The sequence below is a fragment of the Ramlibacter sp. genome (assembly GCF_035706265.1).
GTDB lineage: Bacteria > Pseudomonadota > Gammaproteobacteria > Burkholderiales > Burkholderiaceae_C > Ramlibacter.
Genome location: NZ_DASSVG010000343.1, coordinates 1 through 15,658, shown reverse-complemented (window position 1 = coordinate 15,658; position 15,658 = coordinate 1). Strand labels below are relative to the sequence as shown.

12 protein-coding genes and 1 pseudogene are annotated in these 15,658 nt (G+C 72.2%); 6 read left to right on the top strand and 7 right to left on the bottom strand.

Features of this window, described 5'->3' with window-relative positions; genetic code table 11:
- From VFM98_RS12540 to VFM98_RS12530, 3 genes are all read right to left on the bottom strand, one after another.
- The coding region (locus VFM98_RS12540; RefSeq protein ID WP_325110259.1) for an ABC transporter ATP-binding protein at positions 1 to 1,507 on the bottom strand (1,507 nt) is incomplete at its 3' end.
- A 97-nt stretch (positions 1,508 to 1,604) separates the two neighbouring features.
- Positions 1,605 to 4,343, bottom strand: coding sequence for a response regulator (locus tag VFM98_RS12535; RefSeq protein ID WP_325110258.1), 2,739 nt, complete (start codon positions 4,341 to 4,343; stop codon positions 1,605 to 1,607).
- Positions 4,344 to 4,413: 70 nt separating this feature from the next.
- Positions 4,414 to 4,881, bottom strand: a complete 468-nt coding sequence (locus VFM98_RS12530) for a thioredoxin family protein (protein WP_325110257.1) — start codon at positions 4,879 to 4,881, stop codon at positions 4,414 to 4,416.
- A 44-nt stretch (positions 4,882 to 4,925) separates the two neighbouring features.
- On the opposite strand from VFM98_RS12530, the gene VFM98_RS12525 reads away from it, so the two are divergent.
- Both VFM98_RS12525 and VFM98_RS12520 read left to right on the top strand, forming a co-directional pair.
- Positions 4,926 to 5,348, top strand: a complete 423-nt coding sequence (locus tag VFM98_RS12525) for a hypothetical protein (protein WP_325110256.1) — start codon at positions 4,926 to 4,928, stop codon at positions 5,346 to 5,348.
- 70 nt (positions 5,349 to 5,418) lie between these two features.
- Complete coding sequence (locus tag VFM98_RS12520) at positions 5,419 to 6,381, top strand: transporter (RefSeq protein WP_325110255.1); 963 nt, start codon at positions 5,419 to 5,421, stop codon at positions 6,379 to 6,381.
- Between the two features lie 43 nt (positions 6,382 to 6,424).
- Here VFM98_RS12520 and VFM98_RS12515 read toward each other — a convergent pair whose 3' ends face one another.
- Positions 6,425 to 7,408, bottom strand: coding sequence for a hypothetical protein (locus VFM98_RS12515; RefSeq protein WP_325110254.1), 984 nt, complete (start codon positions 7,406 to 7,408; stop codon positions 6,425 to 6,427).
- Positions 7,409 to 7,714: 306 nt separating this feature from the next.
- Between VFM98_RS12515 and VFM98_RS12510 the strand changes: the two genes are divergently transcribed.
- The 4 genes and pseudogenes from VFM98_RS12510 (at position 7,715) to VFM98_RS12495 (ending at position 12,720) form a co-directional block, all read left to right on the top strand.
- A complete protein-coding gene (locus VFM98_RS12510) occupies positions 7,715 to 9,631 on the top strand; it encodes an ABC transporter ATP-binding protein (protein WP_325110253.1) in 1,917 nt (638 codons plus the stop codon).
- A gap of 44 nt (positions 9,632 to 9,675) precedes the next feature.
- Positions 9,676 to 11,085, top strand: a pseudogene (gene gndA, locus VFM98_RS12505) (NADP-dependent phosphogluconate dehydrogenase).
- A 180-nt stretch (positions 11,086 to 11,265) separates the two neighbouring features.
- Entirely contained in the window at positions 11,266 to 11,562 is a 297-nt protein-coding gene (locus tag VFM98_RS12500; RefSeq protein ID WP_325110252.1) for a WGxxGxxG family protein, read from the top strand.
- 69 nt (positions 11,563 to 11,631) lie between these two features.
- Positions 11,632 to 12,720: a hypothetical protein gene (locus VFM98_RS12495; protein ID WP_325110251.1), complete on the top strand. Its 1,089-nt coding sequence runs from the start codon at positions 11,632 to 11,634 to the stop codon at positions 12,718 to 12,720.
- 23 nt (positions 12,721 to 12,743) lie between these two features.
- Here the strand turns inward: VFM98_RS12495 and VFM98_RS12490 are convergent, their stop codons facing one another.
- The 3 genes from VFM98_RS12490 to VFM98_RS12480 form a co-directional block, all read right to left on the bottom strand.
- On the bottom strand, positions 12,744 to 14,165 hold the full coding sequence (locus VFM98_RS12490) for an amidase (RefSeq protein ID WP_325110250.1): 1,422 nt from the start codon (positions 14,163 to 14,165) through the stop codon (positions 12,744 to 12,746).
- A 61-nt stretch (positions 14,166 to 14,226) separates the two neighbouring features.
- Positions 14,227 to 15,255: a DctP family TRAP transporter solute-binding subunit gene (locus tag VFM98_RS12485; RefSeq protein WP_325110249.1), complete on the bottom strand. Its 1,029-nt coding sequence runs from the start codon at positions 15,253 to 15,255 to the stop codon at positions 14,227 to 14,229.
- A 40-nt stretch (positions 15,256 to 15,295) separates the two neighbouring features.
- On the bottom strand, positions 15,296 to 15,658 hold a 363-nt coding region (locus VFM98_RS12480; protein WP_325110248.1), incomplete at its 5' end, for a TRAP transporter large permease subunit.

Sequence of the window (15,658 nt, the reverse complement as noted above, 5' to 3'; positions counted from 1 at the left end):
CCGCCGACAGCGCGTCGTCCAGCAGCAGCAGCGGCGCGTCGGCGAGCAGGGCGCGCGCGATGGCCACGCGCTGGCGCTGGCCGCCGGAGAGCGTGACGCCGCGCTCGCCTACCGGCGTGTCGTAGCCGCGGGGCAGGCGCTGGATGTCCTCGTGCACGGCCGCCAGGCGCGCCGCCTGCTCCACCTCGGCGCGGGTGGCGCCCGGCTTGGCCAGCGCGATGTTCTCGGCCACCGAGGCGGAGAAGAGGAAGGGCTCCTGCGGCACCCAGGCCACCGCGGAGCGCAGCGCGGCCAGCGTGTAGTCCGGCAGCGGCACGCCGTTCCAGCGCAGCTCGCCGCGCTGCGGTGCGTGCTGGCGCAGCAGCAGTTTCAGCAGCGTGGTCTTGCCGGCGCCGGTGGGGCCTACGAGGCCCAGCGTGCGCCCCGGCGCCAGCGTGAGCGAGACGCCCTCGAGCGCCGGCCGCGCGCCCGGCGCATAGGCGAAGCGCACGTCGTGCAGCGCGATGGCGCCCGGTCGCACCGTCGCCACCGTCCCGTGGTCGTCGACGCTCAGCGGCACGTCCAGCACCGGCTGCAGCCGGCCCCAGGCCGCCTTGCCGCGTTCGAGCAGCGAGAGCACCCAGCCGGCTGCGAACATGGGCCAGATCAGCTGCCCGAGGTACATGCTGAAGCTGGTGAGCTGGCCGACCGTGAGCTGGCCCTGCCACACCAGCCAGCTGCCCGCGCCCAGCACCAGCGCCGTGGCCGCCGCGAAGGTGCAGCCTACCGCCGGCTCGTACGCGGCCTCCCAGCGCTGCGCATCCAGGCTGGCCGCGGCGGCGCCGCCGGCGAGCGCCGTGAACTGCGCCTCGCTGCGCGCCTGCAGGCCGAGCGCGCGCACGGTGCGCACGCCGGACAAGGTCTCCTGCACCTGGTCGTTGAGCGCGCCGAAGCGCTCCAGCGACAGCCGCGAGGCCGCGTGCACGTGGCGCGAGATGCGCCAGAAGGCGAAGGCCATCAGCGGGAAAGGCAGGATCGCGCAGGCAGCCAGCCGCCAGTCCACGCCCAGCGACATCATCCCGACCACCAGCACCAGGGTGAGCGTGCCGTCGAAGCCGGCCAGCATCGCCTCGCCGGCGGCCATCTCCACCGCGTCGATGTCGTTGGTGGCCAGCGCCATCAGGTTGCCGGTGCGGTGCTGCTGGTAGAACGCCGCGCCCTGCAGCGACAGGCGCTCGTAGAGCCGCTCGCGCAGTTCCACCCCGATGCGGTAGGCCGCCGTGTACAGGCGCAGGCGCCAGCCGACGCGCAGGAAGTACACCACGGCGCCCGCGGCCAGCAGCCAGGCCAGCTCGCGCAGCAGCGCGCCGCGCGCCAGCTGGCCGGCCGCGAGGCCATCGACCACGTGGCCGATCTGGCGCGGGATCCAGACGATCAGGAGGGCGATGCCGACCAGCATCACGGCCGAGGCGGCATAGGCGGCGCGGTGCCGCAGCACGAAACGGCCGACCAGGCGGTACAGGGACATGGGAACGGCGCCCCTCGCGGGCGCGGACGCAAAGCGCGATTCTTGCGCAGGACGCCAGGCCGCGCTGGCGCGGGGCCGTTGGCCTGCCACTAACCGCCTAGCGCTGCGGGCTGTCGGCCGGCCGGTACTGCACGCGCAGGCGGTCCAGGTGGGCGCGCAGGTCCTGCACCCGGCGCTGCAATTCCTGCAGGTCCGCTTCGTCCGCGCCCTGCTCGAGCAGCCGGCTCTGGCGCGCCGCCCAGTGCAGGCCCATGGCACCGAGCGCGCCGTAGGCCCGGTGCGCCAGGAAGCGCAGCTCGTCGCGCCGCCCGGCCTGCAATGCGAGCGCCATCGCGTCGACCGTCTCGCGCTGCAGCTGCAGGAAGTTCGGGAACACCTCGGCCCACTCGGCGTCGATCACCACCTGCTCGTCTTCCGGCCGCGGGGCGTCGCCCGGGGCCGCGGCCTGGGGCGGCAGGAACAGCTCGCCCTGCAGGTGCGCGGGCACGACCGGCTGCGCCTGCCCGAGTTCGCGCAGCGCCGCCAGCAGCTGTTCGCGGCTGACCGGCTTCGCCAGGAAGCGGTCGGCCCCGGAGGCGAGCGCGCGGGCGGCCGAGGCCTCGTCGTCGTTGCCGGACATCATCACCACGCGGCAGCGCGGCAGGCCTTGGGCGGCCTCGCGCTCGCGCGCCCAGCGCACCGTGTCGATGCCGCTGCGCAAGGGCATCTCCATGTCCAGCAGCAGGTAGTGCGGCCAGCGCCGCGTCATGGCCTCGACGGCGGCCTGCCCGTTGCTCGCGGTCTCGATGCGGAAAGGCGGGCTCGGCAACATGCGGCTGGTGACCAGGCGGGTGAACTCGTCGTCGTCCACCAGCAGCAGCTCGCGCGCGGGCAGGGTGCGCAGCCAGTCGTCCTGCGGCGCCTCGGGCGCGGCGGTGGTGGCCGGCGACGGCGGCGCGCCCTTCAGCGCCGGCAGCGTCAGCGTGAGCGTGGTGCCTTGCGCGCCGGTGGCCATGCGCAGCTCGCCGTGCTGCGCCCGCGCCATCAGGCGCGCGGAGTAGGTGCCGAGGCCGGTGCCGCCGCTCTTCTGGCTGGTGACGTACTTGTCGAAGAAGCGGCCCGCGATCTCCGCCGGCACCTCGCCCGGGTTGTGCACGGTCAGCGCCACCGGGTCACCGGGGGCCAGCGCGACGCTCACCTGGGCACCGGCGCCGGCCGCCTCCACCGCGTTCTTCACCAGGTTGGCGATGATGGAATAGCACAGCAGCTCCTCGCCGCGCACGTGCACCGCCGCCCCCCGCGCGCCCTCCCAGTGCAAGGCGACCCGGTGCGCCTCCGCGTAGGGGCGCAGGTCCACCAGCACGCGGGCGACGACTTCGCGCAGGTTCACGGCCTGCGGCCGCAGCTCGTAGCTGCCGGTCTCCATGCGGAACAGGCCCAGCGAGAGGTTCACCATCTCCAGCATGTGGAGGCCGGCGCGTTGCAGCACGCCCACCAGCTCCTGCTGGTCGGGCGCGAGGCGGGCGTCGTCGTGCAGCAGCCGCGCCGCGCCCAGGATGCTGTTCAGCGGGGTCTTGAGGTCGTGGCGCGCGATGCGCTCCACGTCCTCGCGCAGGCGGGCGTTCTCCTCCAGCGAGCGGCTGCGCTCCTCGGCGTTGAGCGCCGCGTGCATGCGCCGGGCGATCACCACCGCGGGCGAGAGCAGGAAGAGGGCGAAGCCGAGGGTGGCGAACTTGCGGTCCGGCCCCGGCACATCGATGCGCAGCAGGTCGAGCGCCAGGCTGGCCAGCACTGCCAGCATCCCGACCAGCAGCACGCGCGCGTCCGGGTTGCCCGCGCGGGCCGAGCGCAGCATCGCTGCGGCCAGCAGCACCGAGACGCCGACCGCGATCGCCTGCCCCGGAACGACCAGGTAGGAGTAGATCGCCGGCGGCAGCCCCAGCACGGCGACGCCGGCCAGCCCCAGCGCGGCCAGCACCACGTTGACGGCACGGAGCGGAATCTCCAGCGGGAACAGGCCGCGCAGCGTCAGCAGGAACAAGGCCATGGAGGCGAGCCAGGAGAGGTACTCGGCCCGCATGTAGCCGAACCAGCCGACGTCGGACGGGAACACGCGCAGCACGAGCCGCTCGCCGATCAGGTCCGTATACAGCGCGAAGGCCAGGCAGAACAGGCCGAACACCAGCGGGATGCGCTCGCGCCGGCGCACGGCGAAGAAGATCAGCGCCACCGCGCCCGTGACCCCGTAGACCGTGAGCAGCGCCGCGTAATCCATCAGGCGCACCTCGCGCGCCTGCTCCAGCACCGCGCGCGGGCCGATCCACATCGGCCGCACGAAGCCGCCGGCGCGGTGGTCGAAATTGGAGATGTGCAGCGTCAGGCGCAGCGGGCAGGCGTAGCCGGGCGACAGCGGCACCCGGTTGGGCACGGCGGCCCAGCTCGCCTGCGATTCGGCGCCGGGCCGGCCATGGGAGGCGACCTCGGTGCCGTTGATGAACAGGCGCGAGGCGGTGCGCTGGCCGATGGCTTCGACCGTGAGCGTCTGGCCCGCCGGGCAGTTGACCTGCAGCACGTAGCTGCCCCAGCCGTTCTCGCCTTCCGGCTTGCCGGGAATCTCGTTCCAGCTCGAAGGCACCGGCGCAAAGGCTTGCGTGGGCAGCAGCTGCCAGTGCGGATCCACGAACTGCTGCCAGGCGAAGCCCCACTCGCCCGCCAGCGGCAGCGGGCGCTCGATGCGCGCCGGCAGTTCGAGCACGCCTTGCACCGCCTGCGGCCCGCGCGCGGCGGCCAGCGCCGGCAGCAGCAGGAACAGGAGCGCGCCGAAAAGGAAGACGGCGAAGCTCGGGAGACGGCGCATGGCCACAGTGTAGGGCGGGGTGGCCATGCCCCGGCGCATTCCCCGACCTGGCCGCGTTCGCCGGCCGGGCCTACCGCACCGCCGGCGCGTAGCGGCGCAGGAAGGCGAGCACCTTCGCCTCGTCGTAGTCGTGGCCGGCCTCGAGCTCGCTGGTGGCCTGCGAAACGAGCAGGCGGCCGTCGCCATCGAGCACGTAGAAGTGCGGATAGCCGCTCGGTTTGGGCCAGCGCGAAAGCAGCTTCTCGTTGCGGTTCTGGGGCGACCAGTTCACCTTCACCAGCAGGTAGTGCTGGTCGAGGGTGCGCTGCACCTCGGGCCGCGCGGCGATGAAGCGATCGAGGATGTGGCACCAGGCGCACCACTCGCCGCCCACGTCGATCAGCACCGACTTGCCCTGGGCGCGCGCCCGCGCCACCGCCTGCTCCACGTCCGCCACCGCGTCGCGGGATGGATCGAAGCGGCCGGCCTGGGCCAGGGCGCTGCCGGCGCCGCCCAGCGCCAGGGCCGCCGCGAGGGCGAGAAAAAGGCGCTTTCTCATGGGTTCATTGTAAGGATCTGTGCTGGATCGGGGACAATCCGGGCATGTTCGCCCTGGCCCGATCCCGGCGGTCCGCGCGGCTCGTCGCCGCGTGGGTCCTGCTGTGGTTCGCGGCCTTGCAGGCGACCGCGCTGCTCGGGCTGCCGCCGGTGCCGACGGCCGCCAGCCAGCAGCACACGCTGGCGGCCGCGACCCAGCACGGGCACGCGGACGGCGACCACCCCGCGCAAGCGGGGCACGACTGCGACGAGGAAGCCGCCGAACACGGCAAGGGCGCCCACACCGGCGCCAGGCACCTCGTGCAGTGCCCGGGCTGCCTGTTCTCGGCCGCGCCGCCGCCGCAGCAGCCCGCGCCCCCCGCGGCGCTGCAGGCCCGCGCCGTCCTGGTGCAGGCGCTGTCCGCCGCCGCTCCGCGCGGCGAGGCGCTCGCCCAGCCGCCGGCGCGCGGCCCGCCCCGCTTCTCCTGACCCCGCCAACGCCTTCCTTCGGATCCTCCGGCGCCGCCGGCGGATCGCCTTGCCCTGATCAGGAGATACCGTGGACCACCTTTCCCGCAGCGCGGCGCGCATGCTCGCCGTCGCCGCCGTTTCCCTCACCGCCGCCGCCGCGCACGCGAGCTGCGGCTCCGCCTTCTGTTCCATCAACACCGACTGGGCGACGGACGCCCTCGGCCTGGCCGAAGGCGGCGTGCTGGACCTGCGCTACGAATACATCAACCAGGACCAGCCGCGCACCGGCTCGCGCCGCATCGGCGTGGGCGAGATCCCGGGCCACCACCACGACGAGGTCAGCACCGCCAACCGCAACCTGCTGGCCACCTACAGCCGCGGCTTCGCCTCCGGCTGGGGCTACTCGGTCACGCTGCCGATCGTGGACCGCAAGCACTTCCACATCCACAACCACCAGGGCGGCCAGCTGCCGGAGCGATGGGACTTCCGCGAGATCGGCGACCTGCGCGTGACCGGGCGCTACCAGCAGCCGGTGGGCGACGGCACCAGCAACGCCGGCGTGATCTTCGGCCTCAAGTTGCCCACGGGCCGCACCGGCGTGTCCAACGACGCCGGCGACGAGGCCGAGCGCAGCCTGCAGCCCGGCTCCGGCACCACCGACGCCATCGTCGGCGCCTTCTTCCACCAGCAGTTGTCGGACACCGGCTCCTGGTTCGCCCAGGTGCAGCTGCAGCATCCGCTGAACAAGCACGACGAGTTCGCGCCCGGCACGCAGCTCACGGCGGACCTGGGCTATGCGCGCCGCCTGGGCGAGAGGTTCTCCGGCCTGCTGCAGCTCAATGCGGTGGTGAAGCAGCGCGACCGCGGGGCCGAGGCCGAGCCGGACGACAGCGGCAGCCGCTCCTATTTCCTCAGCCCCGGCGTGAGCTACGACCTCAACGACCGCATGCGCATCTACGCCTTCTACCAGCACCCGCTGCACCAGAACGTCAACGGCGTGCAGCTGACGGCCAAGCGCGCCATCGCGGTGGGGATCGCGACCCGCTTCTAGGAGCCCGGGGTGAGGGCGGCCCGGTTCCCTGCGGCGCAGGAAGCTACGGCCGCCACTCCAGCGGCGCCGGCATCGTGGCGTCCGGCACGCCCGGAGCCGGTGCGACGGGCGGGAAGATGGAGTTGCGCAGCTCGCTGGCCGTGACGGCGTCGCGGGTGGAGGCCGCACCGCCACGTGCCGCCCGCGCCGCGTTGCAGGTGATGCTGCCGGCGAAGTAGAGCACCGTCAGGGCCGCGTCGAGTTCCGGCTCCGGCAGGCCGATGGCCTCCTGCAGTTCGGCGAAGGTGCGCGGCGCCGTGGCCAGTTCGGCCAGCACGGCGTAGTGCACGTTCTGCATCAGGCGCTGCGGCACCGGCGGCACGCAGCGGAAGTAGAGCGGTGCGCTGCGATAGCGGTGCGGCAGCAGCTCGGTGCGGGTGCGGCTCGCGTAGAGCCACAGGCACTCGGCGAAGCTGGTGGGCAGGAACCACTTCGGGATGTCCCGGGCGTGGGGCGGCCGGGCCACCCAGCGCGCCTCGGCCAGCTCCTCGGGGTCGGTGCTCAGCTCGATGCCCATGCGCCCGGGCACGCTCACCACCGCCACCAGCTTTTCCTTCAGGGTCACGTGGTAGGTGTGGGCGGTCAGCGTGAGCAGCCGCTCGGCGATCTGCTGCCCCATCGTCAGTTGCAGCAGCACCGCGCGCAGGAACTGCTCGGTGCGACGCAGCGCCTGGTCGACGTTGCCTGGGTTGTGGAGGTCGACCCGGTCCGCCACCTGCAGGCGAGGATCGACCAGCGGCTGCGTGAAGGTGAGCGGCCGCTGCAGCGAGTTCAGGTGCAGCACCACCGCGGGCTTGCCCTCGCCGTTCCACACCCGCACCAGCCCGTCCGACTCCATGCGCGCGGACTGGCCCGCCACCCAGAGGGCATCGGCATCGTCGAGCGAAGCAGTCTCCCACCCGGGGCGGCTGCGGGCGCGCAACAAGGTCTGGGGAAGGGCCGGATCGGGAAAGCCGACCAGGGCCATGCGCAAGCGGGGCAGGAGCATCTCCGAATTGTGTTTATATGTGTCGACGGTGACAAGGATGAGCATTGTCGCCCGACCGTCGAAATAAGCCAGCTCTGTCCCCGGTCAAGAAATCCCTTTTCACCGTCCCGCGCAGGCGAGGACCCCGCACCGGCGCGGCAAACCGCTGGATTCACGCCCTGCGGGTGAAGGACGGAGCGGATCGGCCGTGCGAAATTCCTGCTTTCCGCCGATCGGGTGCTTCCGACTGGGACGATCCCGGTTGACGGCTGTCAACCGTACTCAACCGTGGCCATTAGAGTATCGGCGCGCCACAGCGCCCCCTCCATGGCCACCCTCTCGATCGAAAACTCCATTGTCCGCCAGCCCGCCGCATCCGCCGCCGGCTGGCGCGCGTTCGCCGTCCGCGCTCTGCCCTGGCTGCAGGGCTTCGAGCGGCCGATCGCCAAGGTGCTGGTGCTCGCGCTGCTGCTGGCCGCCGTGAGTGCCGTCACCCCGCTGGCCGTCATGGCCCTGGTCGACACGCTGACGCGGGTCGCGGCCGCGCAGCTGCCGGGGGCGCGCCCGCTGCCCGGCAAGGTGGGCCACGCCGTCTTCTACGCCCTGCTCCTGGTCGCCGCCGCCGAACTGGCCCAGGTCTGGCTCGGCCGCCTGCTGGAGACGCGCAGCTGGCGCGTCCGCCTGGATCTCGATTTCGCGCTGCGCCAGCGCGTGACGGCCCGGCTGCACCAGCTGCCCCTGACCTTCCACCAGCAGCAGACGGTGGGCGCCACGATCAACCGCGTCAACACCTCCATCAACGGCTTCGTGTCGGCCGTCGCGGAGCTGGGCTTCCGGGCCCTGCCGGCCATCGTCTACCTGGTGCTGGCGCTGCTCGCGCTGCTGCAACTCGATTGGCGGCTGGCGCTGGCGATCTGCGTCTTCGCCCCGCTGCCGGCGCTGATCGGCATGCGCGCCGCGCCGGAGCAGACCCGGCGCGACAAGGCGCTGCTGGCGCACTGGAGCGCCACCTTCGGCCGCTGGACCGAGGTGCTGTCCGGTATCCGCACGGTGAAGGGCTTCGCGATGGAGAAGGCCGAGACGCGGCGCTTCCTCGAGGCGGTGGCGCAGGGCAACGCCCGCGTCACGCGCGGCGCGCGCCGCGACGCCCGCACCAGTTCGCTGCAGGGCCTCTCGGCAGCCGCCGCGCGCCTGTCGGTCGCCGGCCTGGGCGCCTGGCTGGTGCTGAACGGGCAGGGCACGGTCGGCACCCTGGTGGCCGCGCTGCAGTATGTGGGCGGCCTGTTCGGCCCGATCCAGGGCCTGACCAACATCTACGCCACCGTGCGCCGCGCCGGCGTGTCGCTGGACCAGGTCTGCACCATCCTCGACGCGCCGGATCCGGTGGCGGACCTGCCGGGCGCGCGCGAGCTGGTGGTCGCGCACGGGGCGGTGCAATTCGAGGGCGTCTCCTTCGCGTACGGCGAGGGCCGGCCGGTGCTGCGCGAGGTGTCGCTCGCCGTCGAGCCGGGCCAGACCGTCGCCCTGGTGGGCCCCAGCGGCTGCGGCAAGTCCACCCTGGTGTCGCTGCTGGAGCGCCTGCATGCGCCGACCGCCGGCCGCATCCTGGTCGACGGCGAGGACCTGCGCTTCTGCACCCAGAAGTCGCTGCGCGAGCAGGTCGGCACCGTGATGCAGGACGTGCACCTGTTCAACGACACGCTGCTGGCCAACATCACCTACGGCACGCCCGGCGCCACGCGCGAGCAGGCCGAGGCCGCGGCGCGGGCGGCCAACGCGCACGAGTTCATCGCGGCGCTGCCGGAGGGCTACGACACCGTGGTGGGCGAGCGCGGCGCGGGCCTCTCGGGCGGGCAGAAGCAGCGCATCGCGATCGCACGCGCGATCCTGAAGAACCCGCCGATCCTGGTGCTGGACGAAGCCACCAGCGCGCTCGACAACGAAAGCGAGGCGCTGGTGCAGGAGGCGCTGAAGCGCCTGACGGCCGGCCGGACCACGCTGGTGGTGGCGCACCGGCTCTCCACCGTGGTCGACGCCGATCGCATCGTGGTGATGCGCAACGGCCGCATCGAGGCCAGCGGCACGCATTCCGAGCTGATGGCGCAGCGCGGCTACTACGCCCGGCTGTTCGCGCGCCACACGCACGGGCTCGAGACCGGGCTGGCCGCCGACAAACCGGTGGGCGCGCGCCGCCGCGCGCTGCCGCCGGCGCGCGAATCGGCTTTCGGCGCGCTGGAGCACTGACCCGCATCCGAGCGCGCGAAAGCGCCAGCGGGGACAATCGGGGGATGGAATCCCCGCAGTCTTACGACGTCGCCCTGGTGGGGCTGGGCGTCATGGGCGAGAACCTCGCCCTCAATCTCCACGGCCACGGCTTCGCGGTCACGGGCTTCGACCTGGAAGAGCACAAGCGCGCCGCCTTCGCGCAACGCACCGGCGCGGCCGCGCCGCGCTCGCTGCAGGAACTGGTGGCCTCCCTGCGCACCCCGCGCGTGCTGCTGCTGATGGTGCCGGCCGGCGCGCCGGTGGACGCCGTGCTGCGCGAGCTGCGGCCGCTGCTCTATCCCGGCGACGTGGTGATCGACGGCGGCAACACCCGCTTTTCCGACACCCAGCGCCGCATCGCGGAGCTCACCGGCACCGGCATCCTGTTCGTCGGCGCCGGCATCAGCGGCGGCGAGGAGGGCGCGCTGCGCGGGCCTTCGATCATGCCCGGCGGCGATGCGCAGGCTTGGGCGGTGGTGCAGCCGCTGCTGCAGGCCATCGCCGCCCGCGCCGATGACGGCACGCCCTGCTGCGACTGGATCGGCCCCGATGCGTCCGGCCACTTCGTCAAGATGGTCCACAACGGCATCGAGTACGCCGACATGCAGACCATCTGCGAAGCCTATTTCCTGCTGCAGCAGCTGCTGGGAATGCAGCCGCGCGAGATGAGCGACGTGTTCGCCGAGTGGAACCGCGGCGAGCTTTCCAGCTATCTCGTGGGCATCACCGCCGACATCCTCTCGCGCACGGATCCCGACAGCGGCGGTGCGCTGGTGGACGTGATCGTCGACACGGCGGAACAGAAGGGCACAGGCAAGTGGGCGAGCCAGGTCGCGCTGGACCTGGGCGTGACCGCGCCCACCATCGCCGATGCGGTGTTCGCCCGCACCGTGAGCGCCGTGCGCGGCTAGCGTGCTGCGGCGGCGCGCGTGCTGTCCGGCCCCAAGGTGAAGTTCGCCGGCGAGCGAGCCGCCTTCGTCGAGAAGGTCCGCTGCGCGCTGCTGGCAGCCAAGATCTGCGCCTATGCGCAGGGCTTCGCGCTGCTTTCCGCGGCGGGCCGCGAATACAGCTGGGATCTCTCCTTCGGCACCATCGCCGGCCTCTGGCGCGCCGGGTGCATCATCCGCGCCCGCCTGCTGGAGGACATCCGCAACGCCTATGCGCGCGACGCGAAGCTGGCCAACCTGCTGGTGGATCCGCACTTCGCCGGCGTGATGGAAGGCTGCCAGCAGGCGCTGCGCGAAGTGGTCGCCACGGCGGCGCTGCACGGCGTGCCGGTGCCGGCCTTCATGAGCGCGCTGGCCTACTACGACAGCTACCGCGCCGAGCGCCTGCCGGCCAACCTGCTGCAGGCCCAGCGCGACTACTTCGGCGCCCACAAGTACGAGCGGCTGGACCGCGCCGGCAAGTTCCACACGCACTGGACAAGCTGATCCCGGATCAGCTTTTCAAGTAGGACGCGTCCGCTGCCGCGGGGCAGACCCGCCGCTGCGCTGAGCCTCCCCTGGCGGACACGGTGGAAGAGCACGCCGGCCGCCGCATGGATCGCGCTCCGACTGACGCGCCCCGCGCCGCGGCCGATGGTGAGCTCATTCCACTCAAGGAGAGCACAGATGAACAAGCATTCCATCAGCCGCCTCGCCGCCGTCGTGACGCTCGGCGCCGCCTGCGCGATGCCCGTGATGGCGCAGGATTCCTCCACGACGACCACCACGCCGAGCAACGACTCGCAGAGCACCGCCACCCAGACCATGGGCGCGGGGCCGGACAGCATGGACACCCGCGGCGACAACGACCGCGACATGGGCTGGATCGGCCTGCTGGGCCTGGTCGGCCTGCTGGGGCTGCGCGGGCGCCATCACCACCACGACGACCGGATGGAGCATCGGCACGCGACCACGGCCCGCTGACGCGCAAAGCCGGCCCCCGGCCGGGCCGGCCTGCACTAGGATGCGGCGGCGACTCTTGCCGCAAGCTTCATGGCCGACGCGCTCGCCGCTTCCCTCCTGCACGTCCTGCTCGGCCTGGAGCTCGGCTCCACGGCCCAGGGCGGGAACAATCGCTTCTCCATCGACGGCCTCACGCTGCAACCCCAGGGCGACGGGGCGCTCGAGATCGGCATCCGCCGGTTCGATGCGGCGGCGCTGCGGGTGGCCCTGGGGCCGCTCGTGCTCGAGATCGACCGCATCGCGCTGCACCAGCTCGCGCTGCAGCTGCAGGCCGAGGCGGGCCGGCTGCGCCTGCGCTCCGGCCAGGCGGCCAGCGCCGAACTGTTCGGCGTGAAGGTCCAGGGCCCCTTGGCGCTGCCTGCGGAGGTGCAGGCGCTGCCTGCGGGCGCTGCCGCAGCGGCCGGGCCCTGGTCGCTCGGGCCGCTCGCTGCCGCGGACGGCACGATCCGGGCGGAAATCGTGGATGCGCACCTGCTGTTCGACGCCGACGTGACGGTGCCGATCCGCCGCGGCCGGGTCGACTTCAACGAAGCGACCGTGGAGCACGTCGGCCCGGATTCGCGCATGGGCGTCAGCCGGCTCGGGGTGTATGTCGATGCTCCCAACGGGCGCAGCTACCTGTACCAGTTCACGTGCATGCCGGTGGTCGGTGCGGAGTTCGAGCGGCGCGGCGCCTTCCTGGGAGCGCGGGTCACGGACCGCGGCCATCTCCAACTGCAGCCTTTCGCCGAGGCGCTGCTGCGCCAGCCGGCGAAGGGCCTGGGCATGGGCATCACCGACCAGGCGCGGCAGCTGTTCGACCGCACGGCGCTGTCGGGCGACCTGCAGCTCGGCGACGGGCGCTTCGGCGCGCCGGGCGTGCAAGCGGAGCTCACGGGTCGCGCCGAGCGCCGCAACGCCATCCGCGTCCACTCCGAAGCGGTCGGCCGCGGCATCAGCGCCGAAATGGCCTCCGTGTCGGTGCAGAACGCGCTGCTGGACGCGGGCGCGCTGCAACTGGCCTGCGACCAGGTCACGGGCGCGCTCACGCTGCACGTGTTCGTCGAGGGGGGCGATCTGCGCTTCGTCTCCACGCTCGCCAACGTGAAGATCGTGGGCCTGCGTCTGCAGCCCCGCTGACCGGGCGCGGGCGCGCGTGGCCCTCAGGCGTGCGCGCGGGGGTCGATCGGCGTGAGCGGCCCCACGCCCAGCACCTGCTCCATCCAGGCGCCGATCTGCAGCAGCCGTGCTTCGGTGCGCGGCGCCCCGATCACCTGCAGCCCCACGGGCAGGCCGTCGCGGGTGAAGCCGCAGGGCAGGGCGAGCACGGGGCAGCCGGTGACGGAGATGGCGCACGTGGACAGCAGCCAGCCCAGGTAGCCCTCGAGGGCCACGCCGTTCAGGCTTTGCAGGTAGCGCTGCTCCACCGGGATCGCCGGCGTCATCGCCGTCGGGCAAATGAGGATCTCGTGCTCGCCGAGGAAGCGGGCCATGCGGCGCACGATCTCGCCTTGCGCGATTTCGGCGCGGGCGATCTCGGCCGCGCGCAGGCCGAAACCGTACTCCGCGTTGGCGATCACCTCCGGCTTCAATTGCGAGCGGTGCTGTTCGAGCATCGCGCCCATGTTGGCCACGAAGGCGGCGCCGCGCAGCACCTGGAAGGTTTCGTAGGCATCGCGCAGGTCGGGGTGCGTTTCCTCCACCGCGCAGCCTGCCGCCTGCAGCTTGCGCGCGGCCTCGCCGCACACGCGCGCAACCTCCTCATCGAGCGCGGGATAGATGCCGAGGTCCAGGCTGAAGGCGATGCGGCGCGGCGGCTGCGGCTCGCGCGCCGCCGCGAGGTACGCGCCCGGCTGCACCGGCCACGACAGCGGATCGAGCGGATGCCAGCCGGCTTCGCACTCCAGCATCAGCGCGCAGTCCGCGACCGAGCGCGCCATCGGCCCTTCGACGTTGAGTGGCGAATACGCCTGCTTCTGGATGCGCGGCACCAGGCCGGCGGTGGGCCGCAGGCCGACCAGCGAGCAGAAGCTCGCAGGCAGGCGGATGCTGCCGCCGAAATCGTTGCCGGTGCCCAGCCAGACCTGGCCCGAAGCCAGCGCGGCGGCCGTGCCGCCCGAGGAGCCGCCCGGCGTGCGCGCGGTGTTCCAGGGGTTGCGGGTGATGCCGAACACCTCGTTGAAGGTGTTGCCGCCGGCCGCGAACTCGGGAATGTTGGACTTGCCGATCACCAGTGCGCCATGGGCCTCCAGCCGCTGCACGCAGGGATCGGATTCGGCCGAGACCTGGGTGGCAAGGATGGGCGAGCCCATGGTGCAGCGCACGCCCTGCACGTGCACGTTGTCCTTCACCGCGATGGGCAGGCCGTGCAGGTAGTGCGGCGGATGCTCCTCGCGCCGCTGCTGCATCACGCGCTGGGGCTGCTCGCGTGCGCGATCGAGGCACAGGATGGGGATGGCGTTGAGCACGCCGTCGGTTTCGGCGATGCGCGCCGCGGCCGCATCGACCAGTTCCAGCGGGGAGACTTCGCCTTTCTTCAGCAGCGCGACGGCTTCGGTCGCGCCCAGGCGGCACAGGGAATTCACGGGAGGTCCTTCATGGGAGAAAAAAGCCGCCCGCAGGCGGCTTGTCCGATGCGCGCCCGGCTTACTGCTTGCGCGCCGCGATCGCCTTCTCGGCCGCGCCCACCAGGTCGGCGCCGATGGTGTTCTTCCACTTGTCGTAGACCGGGCGCGTGACCTTCACGAAGGCGTCGCGCTCGGCGGGGCTCAGGTGCGTGACGGTCACGCCCAGCGCACCGATCTCCTTCAGCAGCGGCTTGTCGGCCTCGGCCAGGCCCTTGCGGGCGATGGCGACCTGCTGCTTGCCGGCATCCAGCGCGGCCTGGCGCACGATCTCGCGGTCGGCCGGCGTCCAGGAGTTCCACACGTCCTTGTTCACCACGAACACCAGCGGGTCGGCCACGTAGCCCCACATCGTGACGTGCTTCTGGCCCACCGTGTGCAGCTTGGCGGCCGTGAAGATCGACATCGGGTTCTCCTGGCCGTCCACGGCGCCGCTGGCCAGCGCCGGCTGCGCGTCGGCCCAGCTCATTTGCGTCGGGTTGGCGCCCAGCGCGGTGAAGGTGTCCAGGAACAGCGGCGAGCCGACCACGCGGATCTTCATGCCCTTGAGGTCGCCGGGCGACTTGATCGGCTTCTTCGAATTGGTGATCTCGCGGTAGCCGTTCTCGCCCCAGGCCAGCGGCACGACGCCGGCGCGGTCCAGCGTGGCGAAGATGCGCTTGCCCACGTCGCCGTGCGTCAGCGCGTCGATGGCGGCGTAGTCCGGCATCAGGAAGGGCATGGAGAACAGGTTCAGCTCCTTCACCTGGGGCGACCAGTTGATGGTGGAGCCGATCGCCATGTCGATCACGCCCTGGCGGATGGCGGTGAACTCGCGCGTCTGGTCGCCCTGCACCAGCGACACGCCGGGGTACAGCTTGATGTTGATGCGGCCCTTGGTGCGCTCGCGCACCAGGTCGGCCCAGATCTGGCCGCCCTGGCCCCAGGGGAAGGCCGTGCCGACGACCAGCGACATCTTGTATTCGGACTTGTAGGTCTGCGCCGGCGCCGCGGCGGCGAAGGCCAGCGCGGCAGCCGCGGCCGCGAGCTTGAGGAAGGAACGCACTTTCATGACAACGGTCTCCTTGGGTGAATCAGCGGGAAGCAGGGAATCAGTAGCCGAGGGCTTGCGGCAGCCACAGCGCGAGCGAGGGGAAGACGATCACGAGCACGGCCACCAGCAGCATCGCCGCGATGAGCCAGCCGATCCAGCGCAGGGTGTCTTCCATCCGCACGCCGGCGATGCGGCACGTCACCATCAGGTTCACGGCCATCGGCGGGGTGAACTGCCCCAGCGCGACCAGCAGCGTGAGCAGCACGCCGAACCAGACCACGTCCCAGTGGTAGTGGTTGATGATCGGCATCATCAGCGGCACGAAGATCAGGAAGATCGAGACGCCGTCCAGCACCATGCCCACCGCCACCAGCAGCAGCACGAGCAGCGACAGCACGCCGAACTCGCCCAGGCCGGACTG

Bases quoted from the DNA above. Each gene is read 5' to 3' on its own strand.
- VFM98_RS12535 (WP_325110258.1), bottom strand. From the start codon at position 4,343: ATGCGCCGTCTCCCGAGCTTCGCCGTCTTCCTTTTCGGCGCGCTCCTG.
- VFM98_RS12530 (WP_325110257.1), bottom strand. From the start codon at position 4,881: ATGAGAAAGCGCCTTTTTCTCGCCCTCGCGGCGGCCCTGGCGCTGGGC.
- VFM98_RS12525 (WP_325110256.1), top strand. From the start codon at position 4,926: ATGTTCGCCCTGGCCCGATCCCGGCGGTCCGCGCGGCTCGTCGCCGCG.
- VFM98_RS12515 (WP_325110254.1), bottom strand. From the start codon at position 7,408: ATGCTCCTGCCCCGCTTGCGCATGGCCCTGGTCGGCTTTCCCGATCCG.
- VFM98_RS12510 (WP_325110253.1), top strand. From the start codon at position 7,715: ATGGCCACCCTCTCGATCGAAAACTCCATTGTCCGCCAGCCCGCCGCA.
- VFM98_RS12500 (WP_325110252.1), top strand. From the start codon at position 11,266: ATGAACAAGCATTCCATCAGCCGCCTCGCCGCCGTCGTGACGCTCGGC.
- VFM98_RS12495 (WP_325110251.1), top strand. From the start codon at position 11,632: ATGGCCGACGCGCTCGCCGCTTCCCTCCTGCACGTCCTGCTCGGCCTG.
- VFM98_RS12485 (WP_325110249.1), bottom strand. From the start codon at position 15,255: ATGAAAGTGCGTTCCTTCCTCAAGCTCGCGGCCGCGGCTGCCGCGCTG.